Source organism: Bradyrhizobium sp. STM 3566, from assembly GCF_045571445.1.
GTDB lineage: Bacteria > Pseudomonadota > Alphaproteobacteria > Rhizobiales > Xanthobacteraceae > Bradyrhizobium > Bradyrhizobium vignae.
The window spans coordinates 7,303,737-7,318,930 of record NZ_CP120692.1 but is presented as its reverse complement, the minus strand read 5'-3'; the positions used below and the strand labels follow the sequence as shown (position 1 = coordinate 7,318,930).

The following is a 15,194-nucleotide window of genomic DNA, read 5'->3' as shown; positions in this document are numbered from 1 at the left end:
GCGAGGAGCTCTTGCGACGAAGCAATCCAGCGTCCCTCCGCGGAGACAGTCTGGATTGCTTCCCTGCGCTCGCAATGACGGAGGAGGCGGATGAGTAAGAATTCCGCTGCTTGGAATTGCGGTAACTGCATCCGCTGCGGCGCCAAAACGCAATACTTGACAGTGGAAAGATTGCCTTGTTGGTATGGCTCCCAACTCCAGTTTGACCGCCAGAAGAGGATCGTTCCGCAATGTCCATGCCTGCCTTGTTCAAAGGGCGCCTGTCGATCCCCGTGATCGGCTCGCCGCTCTTCATCGTCTCGGTGCCCGATCTCGTGATCGCGCAGTGCAAGGCGGGTGTGGTCGGCTCGTTTCCAGCGCTGAATGCGCGGCCGCCGGAATTGCTCGACGAATGGCTGGCGCGGATCACCGAAGAGCTTGCGGCCTATGACCGCGCGCATCCCGACAAGCCGTCGGCGCCGTTCGCCGTCAACCAGATCGTGCACAAGTCGAACAACCGGCTCGATCACGACATGCAGCTCTGCGCCAAGTACAAGGTGCCGATGATCATCTCTTCGCTCGGCGCGCGCGAAGAGCTGAACCAGGCCGTGCACGGCTGGGGCGGCATCGTCTTCCACGACGTGATCAACCAGAAATTCGCGCACAAGGCGATTGAGAAGGGCGCCGACGGCCTGATCCTGGTCGCAGCCGGTGCCGGCGGCCATGCCGGCACCATCTCGCCGCTGGCTTTCGTCGCAGAAACGCGAAAATGGTTCGATGGCCCGATTGCGCTGTCCGGGGCGATCGGCAATGGCAAGGCGATTCGCGCCGCACGCATCCTCGGCGCCGACTTCGCCTATATCGGCTCGGCCTTCATCGCGACCAAGGAGGCCAATGCCGTCGAGAAGTACAAGGAAATGATCGCGGGCTCGAGCGCCGACGACATCGTCTACTCCAACCTCTTCACCGGCGTGCACGGCAACTATCTGAAGCCCTCCATCCTCGCCGCCGGCATGGATCCGGAGAATCTTCCGACGTCCGATCCCTCCAAGATGAATTTCGGCACCGACGCCTCCGGCGAGCGCGCCAAGCCGAAGGCCTGGAAGGAAATCTGGGGCTCGGGCCAGGGCATCGGCAGCATCGACAAGGTCGTGCCGGCCGCCGAGTTGATCGCGCGCTTCAAGAAGGAATACGACGAAGCGATCGATCCGCCGTTGTGATTGCCGTGTCCCGGACGTGGTGCGGCGCGAAGTGCCGCGCCGCCGAGCCGGGACCCATCGCGCAACGACTGGACCCCGGCTCAGCAGCGCACCGCTTACGCGCTGCGCGGCGTCCGGGGAACGCGCCGTGAGAGTGAGTACCAAATGTCTCCCATCTACCGCGTCGAAGGCAACAGCGTCGTCACCAGTCCGGATGCCGCCGGTCCCTGGGACCGGCGCATGCAGCACGGCTCGGCACCGGCCTCGCTGGTGACGTGGGCGGCCGAACGGATCCCGACGCCAGTCGCGATGGACATCGCGCGCGTCACCATCGATCTGATGCGCCCGGTGCCGGTCGCGCCGCTCACGATTGCGACTGAGGTCCTGCGCGAGGGCCGCAAGATCCAGCTCTGCGAAATCAAGCTGCTCGCCGACGGCGTGCAGGTGGTCGGCGCCACCGTGCTCAAGATCAGGCGACAGGCCCAGGCGCTGCCGGACGAGGTCAAGGAGCTGCCGATCACGCTGCCGTCTCCAGAGGACTCGCTGGTCGAGGACGGTCACGCCGCCACCAGCCCGTTCGTGCGATCGGTGTCGATGCGTGCCGCGCGCGGCCGCTTCGGCCAGGCCGGTGCCGGCGCGATCTGGTTTCGCGTCGACCACCCCCTGATCGCCGGTGAAGCGGTCTCGCAGGCGATGCGCGCGGTGGTCGCCGCCGACTTCTCCAACGGCACCGCCTCCTCGCTCGACTTCCGCGCCTGGACCTACATCAACGCCGATCTCACCGTGAGCTTTGCGCGCCAGCCGATCGGCGAGTGGATTTTGCTCGATGGCGATTCCTGGATCGGCCCTGACGGCGCGGGTCTTGCGATGTCGCGGCTGGCGGACAGGCAGGGCTATTTCGGCCGCGCCGTGCAGAGCCTGGTGATCGAGAAACGGTAAGGAGCGCGACGCCAGCGTATCACTTTCGCTGTCATGCACCGGCTTGGCCGGGGCATGAAGTACGCCGCGGCCTACCTGTTGAATCACAGGCGTCTCGGCGTACTGGATCGCCCGGTCAAGCGGGCGATGACATCTATTGTGTGGTCGCTGTGTCGAATATGCGGAGGCTTGCGGCCGCGTGGACCAATTGAACGGCAGGCTTCCGCCGCCGCGGAAGGGATGCTTGCCATCCTGCCAGTTCACAGACCGTAGAAGATCTTGATCTCCCACAGCACCACGATGATAGCCGTGATCAACGTAACCGCGGCGACTGCACTTTCCAGGGAAGCGACTCTCATGTCTTACTCCGCTTCCCAGCCCCATCAGCGGTCTAGGTGATTCCCTGATTCGCCGGCAATCGGGTGGGCATCGCCGACGCGCACTCCGTTGCCCGCTGTGGTGCCGGGGCCACAACGACACCGTAAGATCCCGGGGTTTTTACCCCACCATCCGGTCCCGCCCGCTCCAGAAGCCCGCGCGCAGCACCTTCTTGTCGACCTTGCCGACGCCGGTCATCGGCAGTTGCTTGACGAACTGGATCTGTTTCGGCGCATGCGCCGAGCCCTTTCGCGTCTTCACGAGATTAATCAGCTCGTCCGGATCGGGCCTTGCGCCGTCACGCGGTACGATGATGGCGGTAACGGCTTCGCCCCATTTCTCGTCGGGAATGCCGACAACCGCGACCATCGCGACGTCGGCGTGCTGCGACAGCACGTCCTCGACCTCGCGCGGGAAGATGTTGAAGCCACCGGAGACGATCATGTCCTTCTTGCGGTCGAGGATGCAAATGTAGCCGCGTTCGTCCCTCCGCGCGATGTCGCCGGTGTGGACCCAGCCGTTCTTCAGCGTCTCGGCGGTGATGTCCGGCCGCTCCAGTATTTCGCCATCGCATGCGGGGCGCGCACGCAGATCTCGCCGGCCTCGCCGGTCTTCGCTTCCCGGTCGTTGTCGTCGAGGATCTTGACCTCGCACGCCGCGATCGGGAAGCCGCAGGACAGGAACAGCTCCGGGTTCTTGGGGTCATGATCAGATTTGCGCAGCACCGAGATCGGATAGCATTCGGTCTGGCCGTAGAGCTGCGAGAACACCGGGCCGATGCGTTCGATGCCTTCGACTAGCCGGGTCGGCGACATCGCGGAGGCGCCATAGAGCACGAGCTCGAGCGAGGACAAATCGGTCTTGCCGAGCGCGGGCTGATCGAGCAGCACATAGATCATGGTCGGCACGAGCAGCGTGAAATTGATGCGCTCGCGTGCGATCGTGGCCAGCACGGCTTCGGGATCGAAGCTTTTCAGCATGTGCACTCTGCCGCCGCGCATCAGGGTCGGCAGCACCTTTGTGCCGGCGACATGGCTGATCGGGGCGACCGTCAGATAGCGCGCACCCTCCGGGATTTCGAAGTCGGCGAGGATCGCGGCAGCGGCTCCGGCATTTTCGCGGTGGTAGCGCAGCGCGCCCTTGGATTTGCCGGTCGTGCCACCGGTGTAGTTCAGCGTGGAGAGGTCGTCAGAGCCGGCGAGGCATCGCGCGCTAAAATGGCCTCCGGTCTCGATCGCCTGCAACAGGTCGGTGCCATAGTCGGCCGGTCCCATGGTGAAGACCGCCTTCAGCCGGGTCGCCCTCGTAGCGAGCTCGCCGCCGCGGTCACGGAAGGCGACCGCATCGACCACCAGCATCTCGGCCTCGGAATCCTCGAGCTGGAACAGCTGGTCCTCCAGCGATCCCAGTGGATGCAGCCAGGTGATGCAGAGCCGCGCCAGTTGCGCGGCGACGCCGGCGCACCAGGTATCGGCGCGGTTCGCGGTGAGGAAGGCGACGCGCGCGCCGGGCTCTAATGCAAGCCGCATGAAAACGCCCTGGATGCGTCCGATCAGGTCGATGGTGCCCTGATAGCTCAGCGATCCCTCAGGCCAGGCGAAAGCGTTGCGATCGGGATAGCGCGACAGCGCCCGTAGCGTCTGTGCGCAAGCCGGGGATGATGCGTGGAGCGGATCAGACATGTGTTTCCTCGTTGCTTTGTCATCGGCTTCTGGCGTGCCAATGTTGCTGACGACGCTAGCACAGAGACCGCGGGAGGAAACGACAAAGCCCGCGAGAGGGAGGCATGCATGCCATCGGACCGACTGCAACGCTTCGGTGATCGTCTCGCGCTGCCGCTGATCGCGGCGCCGATGTTTCTGGTGTCAGGCGTCGAGCTCATGGCTGCAGCCTGCCGCAATGGCGTGATCGGCAGCTTTCCCACCGCGAATTGCCGTGGCGCGGAACAACTCGATGAATGGCTCACCGAGATCGAGACGCGGCTGCGGCGGCACGAGGACGAAACCGGCCACAAGGCAGCGCCGCTCTGTCCGAACCTGATCGTCCACCGCTCCAACGCGCGGCTTGAGCAGGACCTCGCCGTGCTGCTCCGGCACGGGCCGGAGATCGTCATTACGTCGGTCGGCTCGCCAGCACCGGTGCTGAAGCCGCTGCATGACGCCGGCACACTGGTGCTGGCGGATGTCGCCTCGATCCGCCACGCCAAGCGCGCGGTGGAAGCAGGCGCGGACGGGCTGGTGCTGCTCACGGCTGGTGCGGGCGGGCAGACGGGCTGGCTCAACCCGTTCGCCTTCGTCCGCGCGGTACGCGCATTCTACGACGGCATCGTCGTGCTCGCGGGCGGCATCAGCGACGGCCGCGCGCTGCACGCCGCCGACGTGCTCGGCTGCGATCTCGCCTACATGGGCACGAAGTTCATTGCAACGCGGGAGAGCATGGCGGATGACCGGTACAAGCGGATGCTGGTCGAAAGCAACGCGGACGACATCCTGCTCACCACCGCGTTCACGGGACTGCAGACCAGCATGTTGAGGCCGTCGATCGTCGCCGCCGGGCTTGATCCAGACGATCTGCCGGCACGCGGCGCGATCGACATCGCTGAGGATATCGACGTCGCCGCGCGCGAGAACCGGCCAAAGCGCTGGCGCGACGTCTGGAGCGCCGGCCACTCGGCTTCGGGGGTGACCGACGTGCTCGCGGTCGATGATCTCGTCGCGCGAACAGTCGCCGAATATCGTCAGGCGTGTGCGCGGTAGGCTGTTCGCCTCTCTCCCGCCTACGGGAGCGGCCGATGCGCGCCGATCGATGCGAAGCATCGTCCGAGCGCGGCGGGTGAGGGGGAGCCTCCGCGAGTCCAACTGCCACCTTGGTTTCGGAGAGAGCCCTCCATCACGGTTGATCCCGCACGCTTCCGCTCCGTTCATTTAACGGCAGATTAACCATCGCCCGCCAAGAATCCCCGTCACGGCCGCCAATCAGGAGCGAGAGGGACAGGCGATGGACTTCGATTATCTCAACGGCAAGAGAGCTGCGACGCTGGACGAGATCCGCGTTCGCGTCGCCCATGCGCTGGCCCGCCACCCGCTGTGCCGCAATGTGCGCTTCGACATCGTCAGCGTTCCCCGCACCCGCCGTGGCGGCAATTGGACGGTGACGCTGCAATCGGTCGAGCCGCGCGCGGTCTGGGAGGCCTCGGAGATCGTGGCCGACATCCAGGACGCCTATGATCTCGCGGCAGCTGCCTGATCTGCTTGGGATCCCCGGGCGATGTCGTCGTAGTCCGCGCGATTGCCGCCGCGATGGCACGGTTAAGCCTTAATTATCGCCCAGTTTCCGGGCAGTGATCACTTGAACTTGAAGCCAGACTTGAACTTGAAGCCAGACTTGGACTTCCAGACTTGGACTTGAAGTCGGACGCGGAGGGACGTTTGTCCAAAGCCATCACCATCGTCGCGCTGACCTGTTTCCTCGTCCTCGGCGCCGCCACCACCGCAATTCTCGGCCGCGACAGCGTGCCCAGCATCAGCGCCGAGATGATCGCCCAGACGCCCCCGCCCAAGCCGCTCGCAACGAACCGCGCCGCCAAGGCCGACCGTCTGCTCCCGACGCTCGCTCTGGCCTCGGCTGCAATCGAGCCGGTCCAGGTCGCCGCCGACAAGCCTGCCCAGGCTCCCATGCTGACCGAGCCGCTGCGCCAGGCCTTCGCCGCGGCCACGCCTTCTGATTTCCCGATGCCGAAAGCAAGCGCGCACGAGGCGCCCGCCGCGACCGAGGTTCCAGCCGTCGAAGTTCCGGCCAAGCCGAAGGTCGTCGCCAAGCCGCAGCCGCAGAAGTCCTATTCGCTGCTGTCCGACGTGCAGATCGCCGGCATCAGGGATCGCCTGAAACTGTCGTCGTCGCAGGAATATTACTGGCCCTCGGTCGAGACCGCGCTGCGCAACGTCGCCCGCAAGATCCAGGCGAACAAGCTGTCGAATCCAAACGCGCCGCCCAGCGCGCAGATCGATCCGAACTGCGAGGAGGTGCAGCAGTTGAAGTCGGCCGCGATGCCGCTGCTGTTCCAGCTCCGCGACGACCAGAAGGAAGAAGTGCGCAAGCTCGCTCGCCTCATCGGGCTCGAGAAGGTCGCGCAGCAGATCTGACATGCGCGGTTCCTCTTTGAGGAGCCGCGGCCATCAGGAACATCTGGCAATCCCCACGCGTTGCCCGCTCCAAAACAGGAGTGGATGAATGCGCGCCGCGACAGCCTATTTTGTCGGTGCCGGAACCATCATCGCGGCCATCGCCATCGGTCTCGGCGGCGGTATCGTTGCCGGCAACATCATGAATCCGGTCGCGCCCAAGCAGGGCCCGAACACCGGCAAGATGACGCAGCGCACGGAGGCTTCCACGCCAGCGAGCGCGAATGCCCCGTCCGAGCGCGTCAATTATCTCACCGGCTCCCAAGCCTTTGGCGCGATGATCGCAGTACCCGCGCAGGCCGAAGCAAAACCTGAAGCCGCAAAGCCTGATACGCAAACCACGTCGGCGAATGCTGGACCACCGCCGCCGCAGTCCTCGCAAGGCGCTGCAGTCGAGCCGTCCAAGCCGGCCCCGGCATCGTCACCACAGGCAGCAAAACCTGCCGAGCAGCAGGCCGCCACCGAGCCGTCATCCCCGTCGAACAACGCCTATGCCAAGGCCAGGGATTCCGACATGAAGCGCGCCGCGTCCGAACGGCGCCGAGCCGAGCGTCGCGAGCGCTGGGCCGAGCGCCGGCACTATGAATTCCGCGAGCCGCGCGGCATGCGCGACCGCACCGATTGGGACGACGTTGCGCGCAACATCCGCGAAGATTCCGATGCGCGCGATTCCGCGAGCCGGCCGCGCGGCGGCTTCCCGCAGATCAGGCTGTTCGGGCCTGACGACGATTAGCGCCTAGTCAGTGATCGCCGCAGCTGCGCATTCGGCAATCAGGATCGTCGGCGTCTGGATGTTGCCCGAGATCATGATCGGGGACCACCGAGGCATCGGCGACGTGCAGCCCGTCGATGCCGCGCACCTGCAATCGTTTGGGATCGACCACGGCCAGCTCGTCCGCGCCCATCCGGCAGGTCGAGACGGCATGATAGAGCGTCGTGCAATGGCCGCGGACATAGTCGGCGATCTCGGTGTCGCTGGTCGCTTCCGCGCTCGGCGTAACCTCGCTTTCGATCATCTCCTTGAGCGGTGATTGCGCTGCGATGCGACGGTTGATGCGCACGCCTTCGATCATGGTCACGATGTCGCTGCCACTCGGGTCCGACGCGAAATAACCGGGATCGATCGCGGGATCTTCGATCGGGTCGCCCGAGCGCAGCGTGATCCGGCCGCGGCTCCTCGGCCGCTGCAAGGTCGCATGCAGGGTGATGCCCGGCTTGGACGACAGGAAGCGCACATAGTCGCGGTGCGGGCTGATCGCGCCATAGAGCTGGAGATCGGGCTCGACATCGGGGCGGCTGTCATCGCGCCGGAGCCGCCGACCATCTTGCCGTGCGGCCAGTAGATGCGCCGTCCGCGGCAGCCTGCTCGCGGCCCGGTGTGAAAGCCCCAATCGACTGATGTGTTGAACATCGTCGGCCAGTCCGACGGAATGTCGGAGGTTGGGCGGGGCAGCGTGACCGGCCTCCAGCACCAGCACCTTGCGGCTTGGATCGGCCGACAAGCGGTTGGCCAGCACGCAGCCGGCCGAGCCGGCGCCCACGATGATCGTGTCGTACGTTGAAGGGCACTCCGCGAAGACATTCATGCCGCGGGCGCTTGCAAGATTCGTGCTTTGCCGATTGGCGCAGCTTAATTCCACTCCCCATGGACAACGGGGAGGTCCGCCGCCATCATCGCGCCACGGCTATTTCAGTCCGGCGCGCCGCAAGCCCTGGAGGTAATGCGCACGATCCTCCTCCCGCAGCATCGGCAGCTCGCGCGTGATCCAGGCAAGCGAGACCTCGGGCTGGGCGCGGCGCAGGCCCTCCAGGGCGGAAGCCGCGAGCACCGGATTGCCCAGCATGCCGGCGGCGGCCGTCAGCACGCGGTGTGCGCCGACGAAATCTCCGCGCTGGCGCATCGATTCCCGTGCCATCCGCACGGCCCCCTCATAGTCGCGGCCGACGAACCGGGCATAGGCCGCAACCCCGCAATAGATCGCCGCGAGCGGGTCGCGCGGGCTCAGCCGCAGTGCGCGGCGGGCGGCGGCATCGCCGTCCTGCCATCGTCCGGCATAGCACAGCGTCACGCCGTGGAAGGCATGCGCCATGGCAAAATTCGGATTGAGCCTCAAAGCCAATTCGAATTCAGCCAGCGCGTCGTCGAAGCGGCGGCGGAACAGATAGGTGTACGCGAGGCCGTGATGGGCCCAGGCATCCTCGCGGTCGGCCTCCACCGCCGCGAGCGCCGCACGTTCAGCGACCGGCGCGGTCGCGGCCATGTCGGCCCAGCCCATATGCGCGCCGAACATATGGCTGGTCGCGAGCAGGCCGAGCGCCTTGCCGTAGGCGGGATCGACCGCGACGGCTTCCTCCAGCAGCTTTTGCGCGACGGCATTGTCCTCGCGGGTGATGCGCCAGTAATGCGACAATGCGCGCATCACGAGGTCCCATGCATCCAGGCTGCCCGGCGGCTTCTGCTGGGCTCGGAAGCTTTCGGCGGCATAGAGCTGCGGCTCGATCGCGGCGACGATCGCCTCGGTGATCTCGTCCTGCACCGCGAAGATGTCGGCGAGCTCGCGGTCGTAGCGTTCGGCCCAGAGATGGCTGCCGGTCGAAACGTCGTTGAGCTGGGCCGAGATGCGCACCCGCTCGCCGCTCCGCCGCACGCTGCCTTCGACGACGTAGCGCACCCCGAGTTCCCGCGCGACCTCGTGGATGTGCACGGCGCGGCCCTTGTAGACGAAGGAGGAGTTGCGCGCGACGACGAAGAACCATCGCAGCTTCGACAGCGCGGTGATGATGTCCTCGCTGATGCCGTCGGAGAAATAATCCTGCTCGGCCTCACCGCTCATATTGGTGAAGGGCAGCACGGCGATCGCGGGCCGCTCGGGTAGCGCGAAAGCTGCCTGAGGTTGGGCGATGCGGACCGGTTCCGGCGGAACCGCGCCGTGTTGTGTCTGGACATCACCGACGAAGCGAAAACCCTTGCGGGTGATGGTGCGGATCAGCGCCTGGCTCGCGCCATCGTCGCCGATCGCCTTGCGCGCCGCGTTGATCCGGCTGGTCAGGGTCGATTCGGACACACTGCGCCCGTGCCAGATCTTGTCGATCAGCTCGTCCTTGCTGACCACCCGGTCGCGGTTCTGCATGAGGTGGACGACGAGATCGAAAACCTGCGGCTCCACGGCAACGGGAACCTGCTCGCGGCTCAGCTCGCGCCGGTCGGTATCGAGAAGGTGGTCCCGGAACAGAAACTGCACGTCGAGAACTCAGGCCTCATTTCGAAATCGGGCAAGCAAAACGACAAAATGAAATTTGGGTCGAAAATCGTGTGTCTGGCGAAGGTGGCGCTTGGTTCATCGCGATTGCGTGATGGCTGCCATGCCGTTTCCGGAGGGGAATACGACCGCAGCTTGAATGTTGCGGTCTGGGGCCGATCGCCGAGGCGATCATATTCGCCCATCCAACACCGTCATCCCGAGGCTCTTCGTGCGCTGCTGACATCGTGCGCGACGCGCCGTTGTAAAGCCGGAGCGCGGCAGATGTGGCGAAAGGTGAATGTCCATTGCCGAAAAACGTGGCCTGCGTAAGCTGCCTTCACACCAAACACCAACCACGAAGAAACGCTCATGCCTGCTTTCCCCGCCTCCACCACCGTGCTCGACTCCTTGCTGTTTCGCGACGCCTTCGGCACGCCCGAGATGCGCGAGGTGTTCTCCGACGTCGCGACGGTTGCGCGCTACGCCGAGGTCGAGGTGGCGCTGGCGAAGGCGGAGGCGAAGTGCGGTGTGATCCCGCAGGACGCCGCCGCAGCGATCGCGGCGCGGACCGAGGTTGGCGCGCTCGATTTCGATCTGCTGCGACAGGAGACCGACATCGTCGGCTATCCGATCCTCCCTTTGGTGCATCAGATGGTGAAGCAATGCGGCGAGGCCGGCCGCTACGTGCATTGGGGCGCGACCACGCAGGACATCATGGACACCGCCGTGGTGCTGCAACTGCAGGCCGCGCTCGAGATCGTCGAACGCGACATCGCCGAGCTGCGCAAGATCCTGGCTGATCTGTCGAAGCGCCATCGCGACACGGCGATGGCGGGTCGAACTCACCTGCAGCAGGCGCTGCCGGTCACCTTCGGCTACAAGACCGCGATCTGGCTCGCGATGTTCGACCGCCACGCCGAGCGGCTGGCGCAGCTGAAGCCGCGCGTGCTGGTCGGCCAGTTCGCCGGCGCTGCCGGCACGCTGGCCTCGCTTGGCGACAAGGGGTTCGAGGTGCAGGAGGCGCTCTGCACCGAACTGAAGCTCGGCGTTCCCGCCTCGACATGGCACGTCGCGCGCGACGGCTTTGCCGAGGCGGTGAACTTCCTCGCCCTCGTCACCGGCTCGCTCGGCAAGATCGCGCTCGACATCATGATCATGGCCTCGACCGAGTTCGCCGAGGTCTACGAGCCCTTCGTCAAGGGACGCGGCGCCTCCTCGACCATGCCGCAGAAGCGCAACCCGATTTCATCGGAACTGATGCTTGCGGCATCCAAGGCGGTGCGCCAGCACGCCGGCCTGATGCTGGACGCGATGGTGCAGGATTTCGAGCGAGCTACCGGTCCCTGGCACGCCGAATGGATGGCGATCCCCGAAAGCTTCGTACTGACCGCCGGCGCGCTGCACCAAGCCAAGTTTGCGCTCGCAGGCCTCATTGTGGACGAGGCGAAGATGAACGACAATCTCGCGATCAGCCGCGGCCTGATTGTGGCCGAAGCGGTCATGATGGGGCTCGCGCCGCAGATCGGCCGGCAGGAGGCGCATGACGTCGTCTATGACGCCTGCCGTCGGGCCACCGAGAAGGGAATGAGCCTTGCCGATGCGCTGTCCGCCGATTCACGGATATCGAGCCGCATCGACCGCGCCACAATCGAGGCGCTCACCTCACCGAAAAATTACCTCGGGCTCGCGCCCGCGATGGTCGACCGGGTGCTGAAATCGGCAACGCGTTGAAAACCAAAATGCGTGAAACCGCGTATCTTTCACGCCTTGCAAGACGCTCGCACACTTGTGTCTTGCGATGCTAGACTTAGATTGAGTGAGAGACTTTCGGCAGAGGGCCCGGCATGACTGATCAACGCAATACTTCCACTCCCATCGATCCCGCGAAGCTCGACCGGCTGGCCGAGGTGGCGGTGAAAGTGGGCCTGGGCTTGCGGCCGGGACAGGACCTGCTGCTGACCGCGCCCGCGATCGCGCTGCCGCTGGTGCGGCGGATCGCCGTGCATGCCTACAAGGCCGGCGCCGGCCTCGTGACGCCGATCCTGTCGGACGAGGAGATGACGCTGGCGCGCTACCGCCACGGTCACGACAACAGCTTCGATCGTGCCGCCGGCTGGCTCTACGAGGGCATGGCCAAGGCGTTTTCGGACAACACCGCACGGCTCGCCATCGTCGGCGACAATCCCATGTTGCTGTCCGGCGAGGATCCTTCCAAAGTGGCGCGTGCGAGCAAAGCCAATTCGATGGCCTATCAGCCCGCGCTGGAGAAGATCGTCAATTTCGACACCAACTGGAACATCATCGCCTATCCGAGCCCGTCCTGGGCGAAGCTGGTGTTCCCTGATGATCCCGAGGACATCGCGGTCGGCAAGCTCGCTGATGCGATTTTCGCCGCGTCCCGTGTCGATCGCGAGGATGCGATCGGCAATTGGGCGAGCCACAATGCGGTGCTGCGCGAACGCACCAATTGGCTCAACGGCCAGCGCTTCCGCGCCTTGCAATATTCGGGTCCCGGCACCGACCTCACCATCGGGCTTGCCGACGGTCACGAATGGGAAGGCGGCGCGTCACTCTCCAAGAACGGCATCAGCTGCAACGCCAATATTCCCACCGAAGAGGTCTTCACCACCCCGCATTGCCGCCGCGTCTATGGTCATGTCGTGAGCTCGAAGCCGCTGTCCTATCAGGGCACGCTGATCGACAACATCGCGGTGCGCTTCGAGGACGGCAAGATCGTCGACGCCAAGGCCTCGCGCGGCGCTGAAGTGCTGAACAAGGTGCTCGACACCGACGAGGGCGCGCGGCGCCTCGGCGAAGTGGCGCTGGTGCCGCATTCCTCGCCGATCTCGCAGAGCGGACTGTTGTTCTACAACACGCTGTTCGACGAGAACGCCGCCTCGCATATCGCGCTCGGCCAGTGCTATTCGAAATGCTTCGTCAACGGCGCCCAGCTCACGCCGCAGCAGATCGCGGCGCAAGGCGGCAACCAGAGCCTGATCCATATCGACTGGATGATCGGTTCGGCCGAGACCGACATCGACGGCATTTTGGCCGACGGCAGCAAGGTGCCCGTGTTCCGCAAGGGCGAATGGGCGAAGTAGCGCTGCTGCTCGTCATGCCCGGGCTTGTCCCGGGCATCCACGTTCTTCTTTTTCCGTAGCAGGGCGTGGATGGCCGGGACAAGCCCGGGCATGACGATCCTTGAAGGTTCAAGCTCGCAAGCGTCAACCCTCACGCGGCCGCGTTGCGCAGCATCGGGTTGTTGTCGATGCTGAAGCGGTTGAACAGTGTCGTGAACGGGCTGCCATCGGTGGCGCGCACGATGGCATCGGAAGCCGCCACGGCCTCGTAAAGCGCGCCGACGGGATCATCCTTCTCCGGCAGCTCGAGCGCGTCGCGGATTTCTTCGCGAGCCTCATTGACCTCATGCTCGTGGTCGAGTGTCGCCTCAAGCGCATCCGCGCGCGGCGCATTTCGGCGAGGTCGCCGCCTGCGGCTCCTCGTCCGGCGCGAAGGAGATGTCGAGGCTGCGGAGCCGGGCGACCACCTCGCCGTTGGCGGTCAGAACCTCGGGCGTGAGGGGCATCGGTGCGGCTCCTTCCGATACTTCGCGCACTTTGTCGCACCCCGGAAAAGATCGGTTCATGTGTAGGGATTTGCAGGGAAATCGCGACGTTAACCGTTTCGCACTTGCAACTAGGGGCTGATTGTCGAGCTCTGCGTAAGAAAGAATTAAAAACCGGCTACTAGCGTCCCAGCTTCTTTCGAAGCAATCCGGGCCGAGACCCGCCCATTCATATTTATATCTCCTGGGGACGCAGATGTCGCGCGCATTGATTGAAATCGGTAGTTGCAACGTGGACCTCGAGCTGCGGCCGATCGAGCCGTCCTGGATCATCGAGGGCAATCCGGTATCCCGCTCGCGCGTCCTGTCGACCAGCGCGGACGGCACTGCCCAGACGATCATCTGGCACTGCACCGAGGGCCGCTTCAACTGGTACTATGACATCGATGAGACGATCATGATCATGGAAGGATCGATCGTGCTCGAAAGTGATGGCATGCCGCCGAAGCGCTACGGCCCCGGCGACGTCATTTTCTTCCGCGACGGGGCGCATGCCAAATGGCATGTCGAAGGCCACGTCAAGAAGATCGCCTTCTGCCGCAAGACCAACCCCGTGATGATCGGCTTCCTGATCCGCGCCGTCAACAAGCTGAAGAAGATGTTCGCGTTGACCGGCGAACGCCGTCCCGCCTCGCTGATGGGTGCCGGCTAAAGCGGACAACAAGGTTTTTCAAGGACGCTTCCCAGCGGCCACGACGAAGAGGGGTCGGGACCAGCATTCCGGCCCCTCTTCTCGTTTCATGGGTCCGCTGGTGTCATAGCCTTGCGCCGTCGTGCTTTGACCTCCACCATCAGCCGAAAATCCTGTGCCGCTGCGGACTTGGCTTCGCCGAGCCAACGGAAGGAATCGTCCGTGATCTCGGTAAAGCTCCAGCGCGTCAGCTCGCCGGATTCGGTCGTGCCCTCCTGCACGATGTCGTTGCCACGCGGACGGCCGATCTGCTGCCGGAACACGCGGCGGCCCGGATCGAACCAGGAAATCCGCCACGCATCGATGGCCGGATCGTAGACGCGCAGCGTCGTGCCGTACCAATTGCCGGCGATCGGAAAGGCTGGGCTGCCCGCAGGCCGGGGAATGATCCAGACGTCCTGAATCGCACGGCCTTCCAGCACCCAGCCGAAGTGGATTTCGCCAATTGCCGTGTGCCTGGCGCCATCAGGCGCATGTACCGTGATCTCGCTGTTCCAGTCGCCAACGAAGCGGCCGTAAAGCCGAAGCGCCGCCTCGTGTTCGGGATGCGGCCCGCTCGCGTGCAGAAGTCTCGCAAAGTCGCTCATGTTGCTCTCCTGTTGCGGAGATTTCAGCACGAACGAGCCGCGGGCGACTTGGAGAAAATTGCCGTCGTCAGGTCTTGCGGCTGCGTTCAGCGCGCGAGATGACGATAACGGTGACAACGACGAGACCCACCAGGATCATGCGAGAGAACGGCTCTCCGAGCACAGGGGTGCCGAGTAGCATCGCGATCACCGGGTTGACGAAGGTATAGGTCGACACCAAGGAGGTCGATACGCTCTCGAGCAGCCAATTGTAGGCGACGAATCCGATCACGCTGCCGGAAATGATCAACCAAAGCGCTGCCGCAAAAGAGCCGATGACGAGGAACCGCTTGTTCATGATTGCTCCGACTGACGTGGCTCTCGGAGCAACCGAATCGTCGACGGCTGATGCGTT

The 15,194-nt window shown here is 64.7% G+C and carries 14 protein-coding genes and 1 pseudogene; 9 read left to right on the top strand and 6 right to left on the bottom strand.

The features are described 5' to 3' along the window. Window positions 1-230 precede the first annotated feature (230 nt). Window positions 231-1,199, top strand: a complete 969-nt coding sequence (locus P6U27_RS34710) for a nitronate monooxygenase family protein (RefSeq protein ID WP_122405890.1) — start codon at window positions 231-233, stop codon at window positions 1,197-1,199. Between the two features lie 144 nt (window positions 1,200-1,343). Next, on the top strand, window positions 1,344-2,117 hold the full coding sequence (locus tag P6U27_RS34705; RefSeq protein WP_122405889.1) for a thioesterase family protein: 774 nt from the start codon (window positions 1,344-1,346) through the stop codon (window positions 2,115-2,117). Between the two features lie 477 nt (window positions 2,118-2,594). Here the strand turns inward: P6U27_RS34705 and P6U27_RS34700 are convergent. Next, window positions 2,595-4,156: pseudogene (locus tag P6U27_RS34700) on the bottom strand (AMP-binding protein). 108 nt (window positions 4,157-4,264) lie between these two features. On the opposite strand from P6U27_RS34700, the gene P6U27_RS34695 reads away from it, so the two are divergent. The 4 genes from P6U27_RS34695 to P6U27_RS34680 all read left to right on the top strand — a co-directional run bounded on the left by P6U27_RS34695 (window position 4,265) and on the right by P6U27_RS34680 (window position 7,388). Beyond that, window positions 4,265-5,230, top strand: coding sequence for a nitronate monooxygenase family protein (locus P6U27_RS34695; RefSeq protein ID WP_162500474.1), 966 nt, complete (start codon window positions 4,265-4,267; stop codon window positions 5,228-5,230). 241 nt (window positions 5,231-5,471) lie between these two features. Next, a complete protein-coding gene (locus tag P6U27_RS34690) occupies window positions 5,472-5,720 on the top strand; it encodes a hypothetical protein (RefSeq protein ID WP_122405886.1) in 249 nt (82 codons plus the stop codon). Window positions 5,721-5,902: 182 nt separating this feature from the next. Beyond that, the gene (locus P6U27_RS34685) at window positions 5,903-6,616 is read left to right on the top strand and encodes a hypothetical protein (RefSeq protein WP_162500473.1); all 714 of its coding nucleotides are present in this window, start codon (window positions 5,903-5,905) and stop codon (window positions 6,614-6,616) included. Window positions 6,617-6,704: 88 nt separating this feature from the next. Beyond that, window positions 6,705-7,388, top strand: a complete 684-nt coding sequence (locus tag P6U27_RS34680; protein ID WP_122405885.1) for a hypothetical protein — start codon at window positions 6,705-6,707, stop codon at window positions 7,386-7,388. 7 nt (window positions 7,389-7,395) lie between these two features. Here P6U27_RS34680 and P6U27_RS34675 read toward each other — a convergent pair whose 3' ends face one another. Further along, complete coding sequence (locus P6U27_RS34675) at window positions 7,396-8,241, bottom strand: GMC oxidoreductase (RefSeq protein ID WP_407193432.1); 846 nt, start codon at window positions 8,239-8,241, stop codon at window positions 7,396-7,398. Window positions 8,242-8,340: 99 nt separating this feature from the next. After that, window positions 8,341-9,897 (bottom strand): winged helix-turn-helix domain-containing protein, encoded by a 1,557-nt coding sequence (locus P6U27_RS34670; RefSeq protein ID WP_122405884.1) that lies wholly within the window; start codon window positions 9,895-9,897, stop codon window positions 8,341-8,343. Window positions 9,898-10,266: 369 nt separating this feature from the next. Here P6U27_RS34670 and pcaB point away from each other — a divergent pair, with 369 nt between their 5' ends. Together pcaB and P6U27_RS34660 are read left to right on the top strand one after the other, a co-directional pair. Further along, window positions 10,267-11,628 (top strand): 3-carboxy-cis,cis-muconate cycloisomerase, encoded by a 1,362-nt coding sequence (gene pcaB / locus P6U27_RS34665; protein ID WP_122405883.1) that lies wholly within the window; start codon window positions 10,267-10,269, stop codon window positions 11,626-11,628. A gap of 113 nt (window positions 11,629-11,741) precedes the next feature. Continuing rightward, the gene (locus tag P6U27_RS34660) at window positions 11,742-12,998 is read left to right on the top strand and encodes an aminopeptidase (protein WP_122405882.1); all 1,257 of its coding nucleotides are present in this window, start codon (window positions 11,742-11,744) and stop codon (window positions 12,996-12,998) included. A gap of 347 nt (window positions 12,999-13,345) precedes the next feature. On the opposite strand, the gene P6U27_RS34655 is transcribed toward P6U27_RS34660, so the two are convergent. Further along, a complete protein-coding gene (locus P6U27_RS34655; RefSeq protein ID WP_244607828.1) occupies window positions 13,346-13,483 on the bottom strand; it encodes a hypothetical protein in 138 nt (45 codons plus the stop codon). Between the two features lie 235 nt (window positions 13,484-13,718). Here P6U27_RS34655 and P6U27_RS34650 point away from each other — a divergent pair, with 235 nt between their 5' ends. Continuing rightward, entirely contained in the window at window positions 13,719-14,174 is a 456-nt protein-coding gene (locus P6U27_RS34650; RefSeq protein WP_164936783.1) for a cupin domain-containing protein, read from the top strand. Window positions 14,175-14,260: 86 nt separating this feature from the next. On the opposite strand, the gene P6U27_RS34645 is transcribed toward P6U27_RS34650, so the two are convergent. Together P6U27_RS34645 and P6U27_RS34640 are read right to left on the bottom strand one after the other, a co-directional pair. Next, window positions 14,261-14,800, bottom strand: a complete 540-nt coding sequence (locus P6U27_RS34645) for a hypothetical protein (protein ID WP_162500471.1) — start codon at window positions 14,798-14,800, stop codon at window positions 14,261-14,263. Between the two features lie 67 nt (window positions 14,801-14,867). Further along, window positions 14,868-15,137 carry an EamA family transporter gene (locus tag P6U27_RS34640; RefSeq protein ID WP_244607827.1) on the bottom strand — a complete coding sequence of 90 codons (270 nt, stop codon included), beginning with the start codon at window positions 15,135-15,137 and terminating at the stop codon, window positions 14,868-14,870. Between the last annotated feature and the right edge of the window lie 57 nt (window positions 15,138-15,194).

Excerpts from the sequence above, each read along its gene's own strand:
- P6U27_RS34710 (WP_122405890.1), top strand. The coding sequence starts at position 231 with ATGTCCATGCCTGCCTTGTTCAAAGGGCGCCTGTCGATCCCCGTGATC.
- P6U27_RS34650 (WP_164936783.1), top strand. The coding sequence starts at position 13,719 with ATGTCGCGCGCATTGATTGAAATCGGTAGTTGCAACGTGGACCTCGAG.
- P6U27_RS34660 (WP_122405882.1), top strand. The coding sequence starts at position 11,742 with ATGACTGATCAACGCAATACTTCCACTCCCATCGATCCCGCGAAGCTC.
- P6U27_RS34675 (WP_407193432.1), bottom strand. The coding sequence starts at position 8,241 with ATGAATGTCTTCGCGGAGTGCCCTTCAACGTACGACACGATCATCGTG.
- P6U27_RS34645 (WP_162500471.1), bottom strand. The coding sequence starts at position 14,800 with ATGAGCGACTTTGCGAGACTTCTGCACGCGAGCGGGCCGCATCCCGAA.
- P6U27_RS34655 (WP_244607828.1), bottom strand. The coding sequence starts at position 13,483 with ATGCCCCTCACGCCCGAGGTTCTGACCGCCAACGGCGAGGTGGTCGCC.
- P6U27_RS34695 (WP_162500474.1), top strand. The coding sequence starts at position 4,265 with ATGCCATCGGACCGACTGCAACGCTTCGGTGATCGTCTCGCGCTGCCG.
- P6U27_RS34680 (WP_122405885.1), top strand. The coding sequence starts at position 6,705 with ATGCGCGCCGCGACAGCCTATTTTGTCGGTGCCGGAACCATCATCGCG.
- P6U27_RS34640 (WP_244607827.1), bottom strand. The coding sequence starts at position 15,137 with ATGAACAAGCGGTTCCTCGTCATCGGCTCTTTTGCGGCAGCGCTTTGG.
- pcaB (WP_122405883.1), top strand. The coding sequence starts at position 10,267 with ATGCCTGCTTTCCCCGCCTCCACCACCGTGCTCGACTCCTTGCTGTTT.
- P6U27_RS34690 (WP_122405886.1), top strand. The coding sequence starts at position 5,472 with ATGGACTTCGATTATCTCAACGGCAAGAGAGCTGCGACGCTGGACGAG.
- P6U27_RS34705 (WP_122405889.1), top strand. The coding sequence starts at position 1,344 with ATGTCTCCCATCTACCGCGTCGAAGGCAACAGCGTCGTCACCAGTCCG.